The 17,616-nt window shown below is 39.9% G+C and carries 10 protein-coding genes; 4 read left to right on the forward strand and 6 right to left on the reverse strand.

The genetic code is table 11. The features are described from left to right. Positions 1–5: 5 nt before the first annotated feature. Positions 6–1,028: a YihY/virulence factor BrkB family protein gene (locus tag DV942_RS08320; RefSeq protein ID WP_145856770.1), complete on the forward strand. Its 1,023-nt coding sequence runs from the start codon at positions 6–8 to the stop codon at positions 1,026–1,028. 286 nt (positions 1,029–1,314) lie between these two features. Here DV942_RS08320 and DV942_RS08325 read toward each other — a convergent pair whose 3' ends face one another. Beyond that, on the reverse strand, positions 1,315–3,186 hold the full coding sequence (locus DV942_RS08325; protein ID WP_145856772.1) for a DNA topoisomerase IV subunit B: 1,872 nt from the start codon (positions 3,184–3,186) through the stop codon (positions 1,315–1,317). Positions 3,187–3,626: 440 nt separating this feature from the next. Between DV942_RS08325 and DV942_RS08330 the strand changes: the two genes are divergently transcribed. Beyond that, complete coding sequence (locus DV942_RS08330; protein WP_145856774.1) at positions 3,627–4,964, forward strand: APC family permease; 1,338 nt, start codon at positions 3,627–3,629, stop codon at positions 4,962–4,964. 70 nt (positions 4,965–5,034) lie between these two features. Beyond that, positions 5,035–6,369, forward strand: coding sequence for an MFS transporter (locus DV942_RS08335; RefSeq protein ID WP_145856775.1), 1,335 nt, complete (start codon positions 5,035–5,037; stop codon positions 6,367–6,369). Between the two features lie 100 nt (positions 6,370–6,469). Here DV942_RS08335 and DV942_RS08340 read toward each other — a convergent pair whose 3' ends face one another. From DV942_RS08340 to DV942_RS08350, 3 genes are read right to left on the reverse strand one after another with little or no spacing between them, the layout of a single operon-like run. Continuing rightward, positions 6,470–6,748, reverse strand: coding sequence for a hypothetical protein (locus DV942_RS08340; protein WP_450091370.1), 279 nt, complete (start codon positions 6,746–6,748; stop codon positions 6,470–6,472). Positions 6,749–6,803: 55 nt separating this feature from the next. Further along, positions 6,804–8,516 carry a RagB/SusD family nutrient uptake outer membrane protein gene (locus DV942_RS08345; protein WP_145856779.1) on the reverse strand — a complete coding sequence of 571 codons (1,713 nt, stop codon included), beginning with the start codon at positions 8,514–8,516 and terminating at the stop codon, positions 6,804–6,806. A 15-nt stretch (positions 8,517–8,531) separates the two neighbouring features. Next, the gene (locus DV942_RS08350; RefSeq protein ID WP_145856781.1) at positions 8,532–11,762 is read right to left on the reverse strand and encodes a SusC/RagA family TonB-linked outer membrane protein; all 3,231 of its coding nucleotides are present in this window, start codon (positions 11,760–11,762) and stop codon (positions 8,532–8,534) included. Positions 11,763–12,340: 578 nt separating this feature from the next. On the opposite strand from DV942_RS08350, the gene DV942_RS08355 reads away from it, so the two are divergent. Then, positions 12,341–13,639, forward strand: a complete 1,299-nt coding sequence (locus DV942_RS08355) for a DEAD/DEAH box helicase (protein WP_145856783.1) — start codon at positions 12,341–12,343, stop codon at positions 13,637–13,639. A gap of 171 nt (positions 13,640–13,810) precedes the next feature. On the opposite strand, the gene leuS is transcribed toward DV942_RS08355, so the two are convergent. Both leuS and DV942_RS08365 read right to left on the reverse strand, forming a co-directional pair. Then, positions 13,811–16,639 (reverse strand): leucine--tRNA ligase, encoded by a 2,829-nt coding sequence (gene leuS / locus DV942_RS08360; protein WP_145856785.1) that lies wholly within the window; start codon positions 16,637–16,639, stop codon positions 13,811–13,813. Positions 16,640–17,165: 526 nt separating this feature from the next. After that, positions 17,166–17,594 (reverse strand): hypothetical protein, encoded by a 429-nt coding sequence (locus DV942_RS08365; RefSeq protein WP_145856787.1) that lies wholly within the window; start codon positions 17,592–17,594, stop codon positions 17,166–17,168. Positions 17,595–17,616 lie beyond the last annotated feature (22 nt).

Genomic DNA, 17,616 nt, shown 5'->3' on the forward strand with positions numbered 1-17,616 from the left:
TTCAGATGAAAGTAATCACCAAGATCAAAAATTTCTTTATTGCACTTTATCATCTTTTTGTTGCGGCCGGAAAAGGTTTTGTAGAAGATCGGGTAACTAAATTGAGTGCTTCGCTCGCTTACTACACTATTTTTTCACTTACGCCTCTGATTATTATCCTCCTCTCGGCAGCCACGTTGTTTTTTGGCGACGAAAGAAACCAAAAGACAAGGGTTCAGTTTTATGGCCAGGTGACCGAAATGGTGGGCAAAGATGCAGCTACGCAAATTCAGGGTTTTGTAGAACATGCCAATAAATCTGGTCAGTCTACCATTGGTTTAATTATTGGTATAGGAACGTTGATTATCGGATCAACGGCTATTTTCATTGAAATACAAGATAGCATCAACATGATCTGGAAAGTAAAGGCTGTACCTAAAAAAGGCTGGCTTAAAATGCTTTCCAACCGGTTATTGTCTTTCTCTTTAATTGTATCCATGGGCTTTTTATTGCTGGTTTCGCTGGTGGTCAATAGTATTGTGGTAGGTTTAGGCTCCAAACTGGCCAGTCTGCTTTCTCAAAGCGAAATAAATGAAGTTATTCCGGTTGCAAATGACACCATGGCCCTGCTGATTTATATTTTAAACAACGTTATTACCCTTGCCGCAGTTACAGCAGTTTTTGCGGTTATTTTTAAAGTATTGCCAGATGTAATTATCCGTTGGAAATCGGCAATCATCGGCGCTCTATTTACGGCTATCCTGTTTAGTTTGGGTAAATACCTGATCGGTATCTATATTGAAAAAGGGAATCCGGGTTCTGCTTTTGGAGCAGCCAGCTCCATCATTGTGATCTTATTGTGGATTTATTATACTTCGATCATACTCTATTTTGGCGCCGAATTTACCCAGGCTTATGCAGAAAAATATGACAGGGGTATTTCTCCAAGTAAATATGCCGTATTTACGAAAATCACCATCGTAGAAAAAAAGGTAGATGTATTGCCCCCTCAGCATCCGGAAAATACAGTAAATGCACCGGAAGAGTAACGCATTCGTCATCCTGAGGGAATAATTTATTGCATAAAAATCAATAGCAATGACAGATAATTTAGCAAATTGAAAGGCCAAGAGTCATCGTCATTGCTGAGAAGGCTTTTTCAGCCGACGAAGCAATCTTATGACGATCGCTACTAGCGTGCGCATTAAGATTGCTTCGTTCCTCGCAATGACGATTTTTCTATTTAATTCTGTCAATGGTAACGGAATCGAAGGATCTTTTCAACGCAGCGAATTAAACAAAAAAGTCAAGTTTTAAAAACCTGACTTTCTTTTTCTACGCTACCTCTTCTGTAATCACTTTAGGTTCTTCAGTTACTTCGTCCTTCTCAATCCTGAGGTTGCGGATAATATGCTGCTGCCTGTCGGGTGTATTTTTCCCCATATAATATTCCAGCAGGCTTTTAATCGTCTGGTCTTTTAAAATAACAGGATCCAACCTGATGTCTTTGCCAATAAATAAACCGAATTCATCCGGAGAAATTTCACCTAATCCTTTAAATCGGGTTATTTCAGGTTTATTGCCCAGTTTTTCGATAGCATTTTTACGTTCTTCGTCGCTATAGCAATAAATGGTTTCCTTTTTATTCCGAACCCTGAAAAGCGGCGTTTGCAAAATGTAAACATGGCCTGCCTTTACCAGGTCAGGAAAAAACTGCAGAAAGAAGGTCATCATCAGTAAACGGATGTGCATACCGTCAACATCAGCATCTGTTGCAATCACGATATTGTTATAATGAAGCCCATCTAAACCATCTTCAATGTTTAAAGCATGTTGCAGCAGGTTAAATTCTTCATTTTCGTACACTACCTTTTTGGTCAGTTCGTAACAGTTAAGTGGTTTTCCTTTCAAACTAAATACCGCCTGGGTATCTACATCACGCGATTTGGTAATGGAACCAGAGGCTGAATCCCCTTCCGTAATAAAAAGGGTAGTTTCATAACGCTTTTCGTGGGTGGTATTGAAATGAACTTTACAATCGCGTAATTTTTTATTGTGTAGGGATGCCTTTTTAGCCCTATCGTTAGCCAGTTTTTTAATCCCCGCAATATCCTTACGCTCCCGCTCCGATTGCATAATCCTTTTTAGCAAAGCATCGGCAACATCCGGATTCTTGTGCAGGTAATCATCCAGTTCTTTTTTAACAAAATCGTTAATGAAAGTAGCTACAGATGGTCCTTCAGGTCCCATGTTCTGCGAACCTAATTTAGTTTTGGTCTGCGATTCAAATACAGGTTCCTGCACGCGGATAGAAATGGCCGCAATAATGGATGAACGCACATCAGCTGCATCAAACTCTTTTTTGAAAAACTCCCGAACCGTTTTCACTACTGCTGCCCTGAAAGCTGCCTGATGCGTTCCACCCTGTGTGGTATGCTGCCCGTTAACAAACGAATGGTAATCTTCGCCATATTGCTGACCGTGTGTCATTGCAATTTCGATATCGGGACCAACCATGTGGATAATCGGGTACCTGATTTCTTCGGGCTTATTAAATTTGGAAAGCAGATCGTAAAGGCCCCTCTCCGAAAAATATTTCTGGTTATTGAAATTGATTGTTAAACCCGTATTTAAGAAAACATAGTTCCAAACCATGCTCTCCACAAAATCAGAGATGTAATGATAATTTCTGAAAATACTTTCGTCAGGATAAAAAGTAATGGCGGTACCATTACGTTGTGTGGTGTCGATTACCGGATTTTCATTTACGATTTCACCTTTAGAAAACTCCACCTTTTTGGTTTTTCCATCGCGGTACGATTGAACGGTAAAACTGGTCGATAATGCATTTACTGCTTTTGTACCCACGCCATTTAAACCCACCGATTTTTGGAAAGCATTACTGTCGTACTTACCACCCGTATTGATTTTGCTTACACAATCAATTACTTTCCCTAATGGAATGCCCCTGCCATAATCGCGAACGTTAACTTTTTGCTCAGATAGTGTAATTTCGATGGTTTTTCCGGTTCCCATCACAAACTCATCAATAGAGTTGTCTACAATTTCCTTTAACAAAACATAAATACCATCATCTTGTGCAGAGCCATCACCAAGTTTTCCGATATACATACCCGGACGTAACCTGATGTGCTCTTTCCAATCCAATGAGCGGATACTGTCGTCGTTATAAATTACTTCTGCCATAATATGTTTATCTGTTCTTCAATGAAAAACCCTGCATTTTTTGATCTGCAAAGTGATGAAGAATTTGTAGAAACAATCCTGATGATTGAAATAAAAAACATTTTCAAATAAGTTCCTCAGAATTATTATACAATAATAGTTTTATTCTGTGAGGCAAACAAAAGAAAATTTCAACATAAAGATGGATGATGGAATATGTAAAATGGATAATGGCCTGGTTGTTAATTTATCCATTGGCTATCAACCATGCACTAATGACCAATGAACTATTGACTAATGAACTAGTGACTAATGAACCAAAAGACCATGCCCCATAAATTTCACCTCTATCCTCCCTTTTCCATCTCACATCTTATCTTACATCTCACATCACCCATCACCCATCTCACATCTTTACATAATTTCCCTATCTTCATCCAATTATTCAAAAATCCTTTTTAATGCAACAAAAGAAACAGCTTTCGCTCTTTGATTTATCCATGATTGTGGTGAGTTTGGTGATTGGAATGGGTGTTTTCCGTACACCGGTAAATGTGGCAGCTAAGGCCCAGGTTCCCGAATTGTTTTACCTGGCCTGGTTTATCGGCGGTTTTGTGGCTTTTTGCGGGGCATTAACTTATGCCGAAATCGGATCGCGTTTCCCTGTAACTGGTGGCTATTACAAAATTTTCTCTGTAGCCTACCACCCTTCCATCGCCTTTGCTATTAATTGTATTGTGATTATCTCAAGCGCGGCATCGGTAGCGGCCATATCTATTATCGGAGCAGAGTACCTGAGCAAGATTATTTTACCACCTGCCATACAAACCGAAACATCAAGGGTAGCCATAGCCATTACCACCATTTTAGTATTTTATTTTATTAATTTGTTAGGCTTAAAAGCAAGTTCCAAAACGCAAAACATATTAACGGTAATTAAAATCGGGATGATTTTAACGCTCATATGTGCGGTATTTTTTGGTAGCCAAACACAAACCGTTATACCGGTTTTTAAAACCGCAACAGGGGCTTTACCAACCTGGTCTGATTATGGAAAGGCATTAGGCCTTTGTTTAATTGCCGTTTCTTTCTCTTATGCAGGTTATGCGCAAACCATCAACTTTGGTGGTGAAGTTAAAGAGGCCAAAAAAGTAATCCCGCGTTCCATTATTATAGGTTTAAGCATTATTGTGACCCTTTACCTGGCCATTAACTATGCATATGTGAAAGTAATCGGTTTCGAAGAATTAAAATCGGCCGAAAGTATAGCGGCAATATTGGCTTCAAAAATATTTGGTCCTGCCGGATTTAACGCACTTTCGGTAATTATTTTTTTCTCGGTAATGGGTTATGTGAATGTGAATCTGCTGAGCAACCCAAGGGCCATGTTTGCGATGGGCGAAGAAGGGGCTCTGCCAAAAATTTTTAGCAGGATGAACAAAAAAACAGAAGTAATTACCATTAGTTTAACCGTTTTCACCTTGATTTCGGTGGTGATTATTTTCTATGCTAAAACCTTTGATAAAATTTTAAACTATACCATTTTCTTAGAAAGTATTAGTATGGCGAGTTCTGCAGCAACCATTTTCATTCTCCGCAAAAGAACCGCACATCTTGATAAAAAAAGCATTTATACTGTGCCATTATATCCTATATTGCCTATTATATTTATTGCAGCTTATACTTTCGTTGCTTTCAGCATTTACGCTGATGACAAAGACGCAGCACTTAATGGTTTATATATTTTTGCCGGCTTTCTGGTCATCTATTTTGCAAGCAGGTGGTTCAACAAGAAATAATTCATCCCAGGTTTAAATCTCACAGGTTTCAAAAACCTGCGAGTTTTAGAAAACACTTTTTAAAAAATTAATGAACAAAACACTCTCCTTAAAACAAGAAATTGCTTATGCCGCCGGTATGATTGGCTGGAGTACGATGACCAACATTATCATCGTTATGCTTCCCTATGTCTACCTGCCGCCAAGTAAAGCTGGCTTAACACCTTTGGTACCACAGCTTGTTTTGTTGGGTGCATTTAATATCCTTTCTATCATTGCGGCCTCAGGCAGACTGGTAGATGCCATTTACGACCCTTTCATCGCTTCAAGAAGCGATGCGAGCACCAATAAAAACGGTCGCCGGATGCCTTTTATGAAGTGGGCCATTGTGCCGGCTATGCTTTTCTGCGGATTGGTTTTTTACCCCATTCAAAAAACAGAAAGTTTGCATAATGCCTGGTGGCTCACCATCACACTTTGTTTATTTTTTATATCGGTTACCACCTATATTATCCCCTACAATGCTTTGCTGGCTGAAGTAACCCATACACCGAAGCAAAAAGTTAAGTTATCCAGCTACCAGCAGGTGGGCTTTGTTATCGGCATTATTTTATCAGCCTGTACCAATAACTTTGCCGATCTGGTTGAAGCTAACTTTCATGTAAGCAGCCGCAGCGAAGCCATTCAGGCCGCAATATGGGGTTTGTGCATCTTATCCGGATTGGTAATGTTATTACCCATTCTTTTCATTAATGAAAAAGAATTTTCGGTGGCCAAACCTACGCACGTTCCGTTATGGCCAGCTATAAAAAGTACTTTTAAAAACAGTAATTTTAAATACTACCTCATATCTGATTTTGCCTTCTACACGGCACTAAGCATTATATCAAGTGGTTTATTGTTCTTCTGTACGGTTTTATTGGGGCTGCCGGAATCAGAAGGAGGCAAATTTATGGGCGCCATGGTTATGGCATCTTTGCTATTTTATCCACTGGTAAACTTTGGTTCCGCTAAAATTGGCAAAAAGCCTTTCGTATTGCTTGCCTTTGGCGTGTTGTGTTTAATATTCGTCACTATTTTCTTTTTAGGTAAATTACCTTTCGGGCCATATACGCAGATTTATATCCTGGTATTATCAGCCTCTTTCCCACTGGCCGCGCTTGGCATTTTACCTACTGCGATTCTGGCCGATATTGCACAAAGAGACACATTGAAAACTGGTGAAAACCACGAAGGCATGTTTTTCGCGGTGAAATATCTTTTTGTAAAACTTGGTCAAACCCTGGGGATTGCCATTTTTGCTATGCTCACCATTTATGGTAAAGATCCGGGCAATGATTATGGGTTAAGGTTAAATGGCGTGGTAGGTTTTGGGCTTTGTTTAATAGCGCTGCTGGTTTTCAGTAGATTTAAGGAAGATAAATAGTTTTTAGATGTTAAAAGATACCGTACTAATCTAAATATCATCAATAAATTACTGTTATAATATCTATTTTTTATGGAAAGCAATTGCGGTGCCGTTTCGGTTACTGTAGTCCCGCCCTTTGCTTAATCCCGATGGCACAAAACGTGTGAATTAAATCCGTTCTGATCGGGATAACGCTGTCGGTCGGGTTTATTTTACTTAGCGCAGTAGCCATATTCCAGTTACCTAACCCCACCGAGCAAGATGCTTTTTCAATCTGCAGAGAAAGGAAACCGAATGAAGAAATATCTTTGTTAAAACAGATAGCTTCAGGCGTACCCATTTGCTTATTCAGTCCGCAATTAAAAAATATAGATTTAAAACCCATGTAAGAAAACATCAGCGGAGCAATGTTTTGATCATCGCTCCGCTAGTGGATTCCATTATCAATTCACCTAATATCCGGTATTTTGTTTTAACGTTCCCTTACTCCTGTCTATCTGATCCTGCGGTAAAGGGAAATATTCATCTCGGCTTTCTATACTAATTCCTTTCAAGTAGTTAAAATACCCGCCTTCAAAAGCAAAATAACTCTCAAGGGTCTGTTTTACTATACCCCACCTTACCAAATCAAAAAACCGGTGTCCTTCCATAGCTAACTCTAACCTACGTTCGAAACGTACGGCATTTCTGGCATAAGTATCATCCGGAAATGCCGGGTATTGACTCACTTTATATGCGGCTGCAGGCGTTCCATTTATGGTTTGTGGCGTTATTTTAGCGGCCCGTGCCCTTACAGCATTTACCAGCGTTAAGGCCCTGCTTAAATCGCCTTTTTCCACTGCACATTCTGCAGCCATTAAATAAACATCGCCTAAACGAATCAGATTCACATTTAATCCGCTCACGTTGGTAGCACCCGGTGCGGTTCCGCTGGTTAGCTGGGCAATATCAATGGTATTTTTAACAGCGATAAAGGGGCCTCCGTTACTGGAATCACGAATCCAGGTATCGCCTGCCATTAAACCCCAGTCACGGTAGGGAACGCCCCTTCTTCCTATGGTAGATTCAATTCTAGGATCTAAAGGTAGCGTTTTATCTACCACATAATTATCTTTAGCTGAACCAGTCAAACCCAAATCAGATTGATATGGATTATTGCGATAGCTTCCATCCAGCAATGGCAAACCTAAAGTACTTACTTTAAAAGAGTTGGCTAAATCAATGGAAGGCTGAAAGAAGCCACAGCAGTTAATTGGTGCATTACCATAGGGAAAATTAAGCATATCGCCAACGTTCCCATTATCTCCGCTTGTACCATCTGTTCCAACCGAATGCTCAACAGCCATAATCGTTTCTGGTCCGTCCTCTTTGGTAATGTCGAAATTATCTGAATAAGGCATTGTAGTTAAATCTGCCTTGGCCAAAATTACCGCATTTAACAGATCGTATGCTTCAGTATATTTTTTCTGGTATAGATAAACTTTCCCCAGATAAGCCTGGGCGGCATATTTATCAACCCTTCCTTTTTGGTTTTTGGGTTTGGTTGTACTTAAATTAGCTACAGCATATTGAAGATCGGCTATAATATTAGGATAAATATCCTTATCGTTTGGAACAAAAGTACCATTGCTGGTTTCTGTAACATAAGGTACTGATTTAAATACCCGTACCAAAAAGAAATAATAATGTGCACGCAGTAACCTGGCTTCTCCCTGGATTTCTTTTGCACGGGCATCACTAAACTTACCTGAACCTCCTCCGGCTTGCAAACTCGCTAAAACCCTTAGTGTACTGTTACAACGCTGGATTCCCTCAAAACACCGGTCCCAGAGATTTGATAAGTTATCGTTTGTGCTGGTTGGCGAATGCTGTTCAATTGCGTTCATTGGTGGCTGATCACCTGTGCTACTTCCTTTATGTGCATTATCTGAGGCGACTTCGCCAAATAACCACTGACTCGGTGCAGCACCATAATTGCCCCAGGTACCATTCACATTGCCATTTAACAGACCATAAGCACCTATTAAAAGCCCCTCAACTCCATCCTGGCTCATCAGCTGGTCTTCTGAGAGTTGACCTTGAGGCTGAACTGTTAAAAATTCCTTCTTGCATGAAAACGTAATACAAATTAATAAGGAAAGAAGAATATATTTTATATGTTTCATCTTGATATCTTTTAATTAAAATCCAACATTAATACCGATTAAAAATTGACGTGGTGACGGATAAACCCCTTGATCTACTCCCGGAGCAGTAAAAGTGTCTACAATCTGACTGATCTCCGGATCCAGGCCTGTATATTTTGTAATGGTAAATAAGTTACTTGTACTAACATATACCCTTAATTTACTGATACCCGAATTTTGACCAAAAACTTTTGCTGTTGGGATAGAATAGCCAATTTGTAAATTTTTCAACCTCAAAAAGCTTCCTTTCTGGATGTAATAGCTTGAAGATGCAAACTCCAGATCTGAAGCACCTGCATAAGAAGATGGAATCAGACTTGAGGTATTGGTTGGACTCCATGCATTAAGTAATCTAACACTTTTTGCACCATCAAAGGAAGGGAAATCGGTAAAATAACGGGTAGCCTCAAAAATGTCATTTCCCTGCACACCATATAAGAAAGCAGAAATATCGAAGTTTTTGTAAGATACATTTAGGTTTATCCCATAGGTGAAATCAGGATTTGGATTTCCAATTATGGTGCGGTCTTTCGGATCAATTACTCCGTCACCATTAATATCCTGATAACGTAAGCCACCCACCCTTGCGCCAGCATAAGAAGGATTATTTTGGATATCGGCTGTACTCTGATAAATTCCCGCTGTTTTATAGCCAAAAAATGAGCCAAGAGGTGAACCTTCCTGTAGTACGCTGGTTTGTAAACTCCTGTAATTACCATATACCTGGTTAAAAATACCAGGTGCCAGCTTTACAATTTCATTGTTGTTTTTTGAAAAATTTAAACCAATGTCAAATTTAAAAGGGCTATCCGCATTTCTTCCATAATGATAAGCCACATTAAATTCAACCCCTTTATTGCTCATATCGCCAATATTTACGAATGGCGAACTTCCTAAACCAACTACACTTGATGGTAATGGCACAGGATAAAGCATATCAGTTGTTTTTTTGTTATACCAATCAACCGATCCATCAATAGCTCCGCCCCATAGGGTAAAATCAAGACCGATATTTAAAGATTTTACTGCTTCCCATTTGATATCGGGGTTTTGATAAGCATTTTGGCGCACACCAGTGGTAAGGCCATTTCCACCACCAACCGCATATGCAGCATTGGCAATAGAACTTTCGTACCTGTTCATGTAGTTATATGGTGGTATCCGCTGGTTACCGGTTTCTCCGTATCCGCCCCGAAGTTTTAAATCCATAATCCATTTAATACCCTTCATAAATTCCTCTTCAGATACTCGCCATCCGGCACTAACCGCTGGAAAATTACCATACTTATTGGCCTCTCCAAAGTTAGATGAACCATCCCGACGGATAGTGAAACTAGCCAGGTAGCGGTCTTTAAACGAATAATCGAGTTTACCAAATACGGAAAATAATGAACCTACTGCTCCGGTACTGGAGTTGTTAATGTTTGAAGAACCAGTAGTCAGGTAATAATAATCAGGATTCCCCAAAAGAAAGAAATCATTCCGGCCTCCATTCAGTTGTCTGGATCTCGACCTGATCGCCTCCGTGCCGATTAACGCACTTATTTTGTGCTCTTCATTAATTACTTTAGTATAATTTAAGGTATTTGTCCAGGTCCATTCCGTATTATATCCCTGATATTCATTCAAATTATTTGAATTATTACCTTCAGAAAATTCGAGGTTCGGATAACGCATAGATAAACCATTATAGTTTTCATAACGTATACCAAAATTAGTTTTTAATACCAAACCGGGAATGATATCGCCCTCGCCAAAAATGTTACCAAAAAAGAAATTGTTTTTATTGACATTGTCTTTTGCCCTGTATAAAAAGGCAAGCGGGTTTTCTGCATTACCTAACTGGCTACCGCGACTACCGGCAAAGTTCCCGGCAATATCATAAACCGGGATAATGGTAGGGATCCGGTATGCCCAGCCTAGCGCACTTCCCTGATCCTGGTAACCACCTGGGGTATTCGGGTTAACCCCGAATCCGTAACCTTCAGTATAACTATACTGGACATTCTCTCCAAAACGTACACGTTTATTAAATGCAGAAATCCCGGTATTGGATCTAAAACTATAACGTTTAAAATCAGTATACTTTATCGTGCCTTTTTGATTCAGGTATCCCGCACTAACGGCATAAGTTGCATTTTCTCCGCCACCTGAAGCACTAAGCTGATAATTTTGAACAGGCGCAGCCTCCGTAATTTCCCTAAACCAATTGGTACCTTCTTTATTGGCCTTTGTAATCTGGTAAAATAAATTCGGATCACGACTGTAATTATATTTGGCAGGGTCTGCGTCTGCCGCCGTAACATCCTGACCAAGTTTTAAACCTGCCACCAAATATTCGGGCAATACCGGCGTAGCACCCGAACCATAGTTTTTACCCGCCGCAACAGGTTTGCCCGCATTGGTGTATCCATCAAATACATACTGTGCATATTGCTGAGGATTCATCATTTCAGGAAAGCTGCTCCGCCTTGGCACTTGCGTGCCATAGTAAGAATCAAGTGTAATTTTTGGCGCACCGGATATCCCTTTTTTTGTAGTGATAATTACGACACCATTATTGGCACGTGCTCCATAAATAGAAGCTGAAGATGCATCTTTAAGCACCTGCATACTTTCGATATCATTTTGGTTAAGCCAGGATAACTTTCCTTCAAAAGGCACTCCATCAATCACATAAAGCGGGTCGTTGTTATTAATGGTACTGTTACCCCTGATTCTGATTTGTGGTGTGGAGCCGGGCGCACCGTCATTTACAATCTGCACCCCGGTTGCTTTACCCTGAAGTGCCTCTACAGCACTTGCAGCAGGTTGGGCTTTTAGTAAATCCATGCTTACTACCGCAACGGCTCCAGTTAAGTCTTTTTTTCTCTGAGCAGAGTAACCGGTAACCACTACTTCGGTTAAGTTGTTGTTTTCGGCCTGCAAAATAACCGTAATACTGGTTTGAGAGCCTACCGTTACTTCCTTACCTCCATATCCAATAAATGAAATCACCAATACATCAGTAGGCTTTGCATTTAAAGAAAATGTTCCGTTGGCATCTGTAGTTGTACCTCCGGTTCCATTCTTGATTTTGATAGTTGCGCCAACAACGGGTAATTTGTCATCACTCGCAATAACTTTACCAGTGATTTTTGTTTGGGCCATTGCACCAAGTGCAAATAACATCCCTAAACACAAGAGAAGAAACCCCCTCCTGATACAGAATAAATTTTGTTTCATAAGTTTATATTGATTAGTTAAATAATGCGTATTTATAATCCGATGCGACCTGGCTTAATAAACCCAGTAGCATCGGTCTACCTTAATCAGCTCACGATGAAGTATTTATAAAGTCCATCCGCCCGGCTGGGATAATTTCAAAAAAAGGCAGGTATGGAAGAAGAATGGATTTCTTCTGCGGGTAAGTAGTTTTTTTCTCATAGGTAGTTGGTTAGATAGGTTTTAACTTGTTTAATTTATAGTTTACATAATGGTATTTTCAAAGCCAGTAATCATTAGTGTAAAAAATACACTTAAATAATAATAAATATACATATAAAAATAATTATACTACAAATTAAAAATCCGAAAAATACTGTGTAAAAATTATTATATGTAATATTTAAAAACATAAATTGTATGATAATCAAGATTCAGATCAGATTTACCATAAAATATACTAATGGCACTTTTTTTCGTATCTTTGCCGCTGAAGCAGGAATAAGGGCTTGCCATTCTGAATGGCATATTCTCTCCGCAAGTTAGTCCTTCAACAATTTGATTGTTCTAGCTTCTTCGATAAATTATAAAAAACATACATGTTATTCAAAGAATTAAACCTCATTGAGCCAATTTTAAAGGCGCTTGAGACCGAAGGTTATTCACAACCAACACCCATACAGGAGCAATCCATCCCAACCATATTAAAAGGCAAAGATTTATTGGGTTGCGCGCAAACCGGTACCGGAAAAACGGCTGCTTTTGCCATTCCGATGCTGCAGTTACTGCACGAAAAACACATCAATACCAAGGCAACCAAAAATATCAAGGCATTGGTGTTAACACCAACCCGCGAACTGGCTATCCAGATTGAGGAAAGCTTTAAAGCCTATGGCAAAAATTTGAACCTTCGCCATTTGGTAATTTTTGGTGGCGTAAACCAGTTCTCGCAGGTAGAGGCATTGAAAAAAGGAGTTGATATTCTGGTGGCCACTCCTGGCCGTTTACTCGATTTAATGAACCAGGGCTTTATTAACCTGAATACGATCGAGCTGTTCGTTTTGGATGAAGCTGACAGAATGTTGGATATGGGCTTTATCCACGATGTGAAAAGAGTAGTGGCTAAATTGCCTGCCAAACGCCAGACCTTATTTTTCTCGGCAACCATGCCAGATGAAATCCAGAAATTGGCCAATACCATCTTATCCAGTCCGACGAAAGTAGAAGTGACTCCGATTTCTTCTACAGCCGAAACCATTGTCCAATCGGTTTATTTTGTAGACAAACCAGATAAAAAGAAATTATTGATCCATCTTCTTGAAGATAAAAATATCCAGACAGCCCTGGTTTTTACGCGTACCAAACATGGTGCAGACCGTATTGTTAAGGATTTAGGCCATGCCGGGATCAAAGCGGCGGCTATACACGGCAATAAATCGCAAAATGCCAGACAAAGGGCATTGACAGATTTTAAGGACAGAAAAATCCGCGTTTTGGTTGCCACCGATATTGCCGCCCGTGGTATTGATATTGATCAGCTGTCGCACGTGTTCAATTTTGAATTGCCAAACATTCCTGAATCTTATGTTCACCGTATTGGCCGTACGGGCCGCGCAGGCGCAAATGGTATTGCCATTTCATTCTGTGATGCTGAAGAAAACGAATACCTGCTGGATATTCAGAAACTGATTAAAATTACGCTTCCGGTTGTTGATGATCATCCTTATCCGTTAAGCTGGGAAAATATGTTAGCCAAAAACCAGATAAAACGTAAACCGCAAGCCCAATCTAAAGGCGGTGGTGGCGCTAAAAGAGGTGGCGATGGCAATATGAGCGGCAAACCCCGTAATGCGAGCAATAACAGGAGATTTGGCGGAAACAGAAGGAAGAGAGATTAGTGAGGCAGAGGGCTGAAAGGTAGAAGGCATAAGGCTTAAAACCCACAGCCTGGACAGCGTTAGGCTAATAAAAATAAACCCGGATTACGGAACGTAACCCGGGTTTTTATATTTTCAGCTTAGGCAAGCGCAAGGAAAACCTTCCACCCTATTACCTTCCGGCTTCTACCTTTAAACCACTACATTAATAATCTTTCCTTTAACGAAAATAATTTTTTTGGTTGGCTTTCCATCCAGAAATTTTTGGAATTGCTCATCAGCCAATAAAATGCTTTCTACTTCTGGTTGTGCTAATGTTAAGCTCAAATTCAGGTTCATTTTCATTTTACCGTTAATAGAAACCGGATAAGCGAACTCATCTTCTACTAAATATTCAGGTTTAAATGTTGGGAAGGCAGCATATGATAAAGTTCCAGCTTCGTTACCCATTAATACCCAAAGTTCTTCGCAGATATGCGGCGCATATGGTGAAAGAATAATCACCATGTCTTGCAAAATCTGGTGGTTTTTACATTTCAGATCTGTTAATTCATTTACCGCAATCATAAAACTTGATACAGAAGTGTTGAACGAAAAACGCTCAATATCATCCTGTACCTTTTTAATGATTTTGTGCAATGATTTTAATTCTGCTTTAGTAGGTTCAACATCAGATACGGTGAATTCCCATGCCTCGTTGTGGAATAATCTCCAGAATTTACGCAGGAATTTAAATACACCTTCAATTCCATTGGTATTCCAGGGTTTGCTCTGCTCCAAAGGCCCCAAAAACATTTCGTACATACGCAACGTATCGGCACCATAACGCTCGATCAAATCATCGGGATTAACCACGTTGAATTTTGATTTCGACATTTTTTCTACCTCAACACCGCAGATGTATTTTCCACTTTCCAGAATAAATTCGGCATTGGCATATTCTTCTCTCCAAGCTTTGAATTTAGTTAGGTCTAAAGTATCGTTTTCAACAATATTCACATCAACGTGTAATGCCGAGGTTTTATATTCTTTTCTTAAACCAGCAGATACATAGGTATTGGTAGGTTTTCCATTCTCGTCGTTAACGCGGTAAACAAAATTACTCCTCCCCTGAATCATCCCCTGGTTAATCAGTTTTTTGAAAGGCTCTTCTTCTTTGGTGTAGCCCAAATCTTTCAAAAATTTATTCCAGAAACGGCTGTACAACAAGTGGCCGGTTGCATGTTCAGAACCACCGATATATAAATCCACATCTTTCCAGTATTCAACTGCTTCTTTTGAGGCAAATTCAGCATCGTTATTGGCATCCATATAGCGGTACCAGTACCAGCTGCTTCCGGCCCAGCCGGGCATGGTACTCATTTCGTAATGTCCACCATCAGCAGGCGACCAGTTTTCGGCCCTGGCCAAAGGCGGCTCGCCGCTTTCAGTCGGTAAATATTTATCAATTTCAGGAAGCAACAATGGCAATTCTTCTTCCTTAACCAAATAAGGCAATCCATCTTTGAAGTAAACCGGAATAGGCTCACCCCAGTAACGCTGGCGACCAAAAATCGCATCACGCTGACGGAAGTTTACTTTTGCCTTGCCTGCACCACGTTCTTCCAACCAGTTGTTCAAAAAGGCAACCGCCTCTTTGTATTCCATTCCGTTAATAAAACCAGAATTAATGTATATTCCTTCTTTTGTTGGATCTGCCTGTACATCGATATCTTTCTGTGCATCTAAAATCTGTACAATCGGCAAATTGAAATGTTTAGCAAATAACCAGTCGCGTTGATCGCCGCTTGGGACACCCATCACAGCACCAGTTCCATACCCTGCCAGCACGTAATCGGCAATCCACAACTGCACGCGTTCGCCACTTACCGGATTAATCACATAAGTACCCGTAAAAGCACCCGATACCGTTTTGGTATCAGCCATACGGTCTAATTCCGATTTCTTTTTGGTTACAGCGATATAATTTGCAATTTCTTCTTTTTGTTCTGGTGTGGTCAATTCGGCAACCCACTCATGTTCCGGAGCCAAAACCAGGTACGAAACGCCAAAAATGGTATCTACACGGGTGGTAAAAACCTCTATATATTTTTCAGTTTTCGGTTCTGAATTTCCAGTTTCTTTAACTGACAACTGCGAATTGTCAACTGCAAACTTTACAGATGCACCAACACTTTTACCGATCCAGTTGCGTTGCATTTCTTTAATTGGCTCAGGCCAATCAATGGTATCCAAACCTTGCAAAAGGCGATCAGAATAGGCCGTAATACGCATACTCCACTGCATCATTTTCTTTTGCTCAACAGGAAAACCGCCACGTTCAGAAAAGCCGTCTTTAACCTCGTCATTTGCCAAAACTGTGCCTAAAGCAGGGCACCAGTTTACCGTACTCTCACGCAGATAGGTTAAACGGTATTTTAGCAATTCAATCTGTTTTTCTTCTTCAGTAAAGGTTGCCCAGTCACTTGGCAAAAATACCCTGGTGTCATCATCACATACGGCCTTTACGTCAGCCGTACCAGAAGCATTAAATTTTTCGATCAGCGTGCTAATGTCCTCGGCCCTGTCGTTTTCGATGTTATACCAGGAATTAAACAACTGCATAAAAATCCATTGTGTCCACTTGTAATATGATGGCTCGCTGGTACGCACTTCCCTGCTCCAATCGAAAGAAAAACCTATCTGGTCTAACTGACGGCGGTAGGTTGCAATATTAGCCTCAGTAGTAATGGCTGGATGCTGACCGGTTTGTATGGCGTATTGCTCTGCAGGTAACCCGAATGAATCGTATCCCATTGGATGCAATACGTTAAAGCCTTTAAGGCGTTTGTATCTTGAAAAAATATCTGATGCAATGTAACCCAGCGGGTGACCAACGTGCAAACCTGCTCCTGATGGATATGGGAACATATCTAACACATAATATTTTGGTTTCTCAGAATTGCTTTCGGCTTTAAATGTTTGATGATCTGCCCAAAATTTCTGCCACTTTTGTTCTATTTCTTTGAATTGGTAATCCATTGCAAGTTTTAAATTTTTAAAGGGGCGAAAATACGGAAATTAAGGGGCTTTAAAAAGTAGATTCAGGATAATATTTAGCCTTGGATATATTCAGAACGAGAATAAGTTATGACCAGAATCCAGGCTTATTATGTATTGTAACTGTTAACATCTGACTGTTAAAGGATTTTTACAAAATTAAACGACCTGTAAGAAATCAAATCCGGAAAAACGGACTATGGATGTGTAGTCGGATGTTACCATCCGACTATCCGGGCATTCAGGATAATTGAAACCTTAATTATCTTTTATTAATTTACTCCATCAAAAATGATTTATTGATAGTTCCCTCCGTGAGATCTGATGTTAGCTTCTGACTTGCTATCGAAAGAATCCTGATCTGCTATTCCGTGTCAGTTGGCAACAACTGACACCACAGTAAAGCAAAATAATCATCGTTTAGCGTCGGTTGGTAACAACCGACGCAACAAAAAAGCGCCATTGATTTTAAAACCAATGGCGCCGCAAATAATCGGGGATTAAGATCTTATCTTGATAAAGAATATACTTTGGTTACGTTAGTTTTATCAATTTTAGCAGTAAACTCTAATTTATCTGCTGTGATGCTGTTTATCTTACAATAATTCAGCCCGTCGTTAATATCCATGCTAAACTGATCGGAATAGATGATCACGTAAGTACCGATGGTTCTGTTTCCCGATAAACTCAACTCTACCTGGTCATCATTGTTTGACTTAAAGTCGATATAGTCACTTGTGGTACCATAATTAACCGTTCCGTTCGTCTTTTTTGGATCTTTCAAAGTTTCTTCAGCGGTGTATCCAGAAGTTACGATTTTATTTAATGTCCATTTACCCATCATTTGGGCTTTTAAAGAAGTAGTGTCTTTTTTGCAGGAAATAAATGTAGAAGCGATAAAAAAGAATAGGCTAAAAATGGTAATTTGTCTGTTCATAGTTAAATTTAGTTTTACGATA

The organism is Pedobacter suwonensis (genome assembly GCF_007833675.1).
Taxonomy (GTDB): domain Bacteria; phylum Bacteroidota; class Bacteroidia; order Sphingobacteriales; family Sphingobacteriaceae; genus Pedobacter; species Pedobacter suwonensis.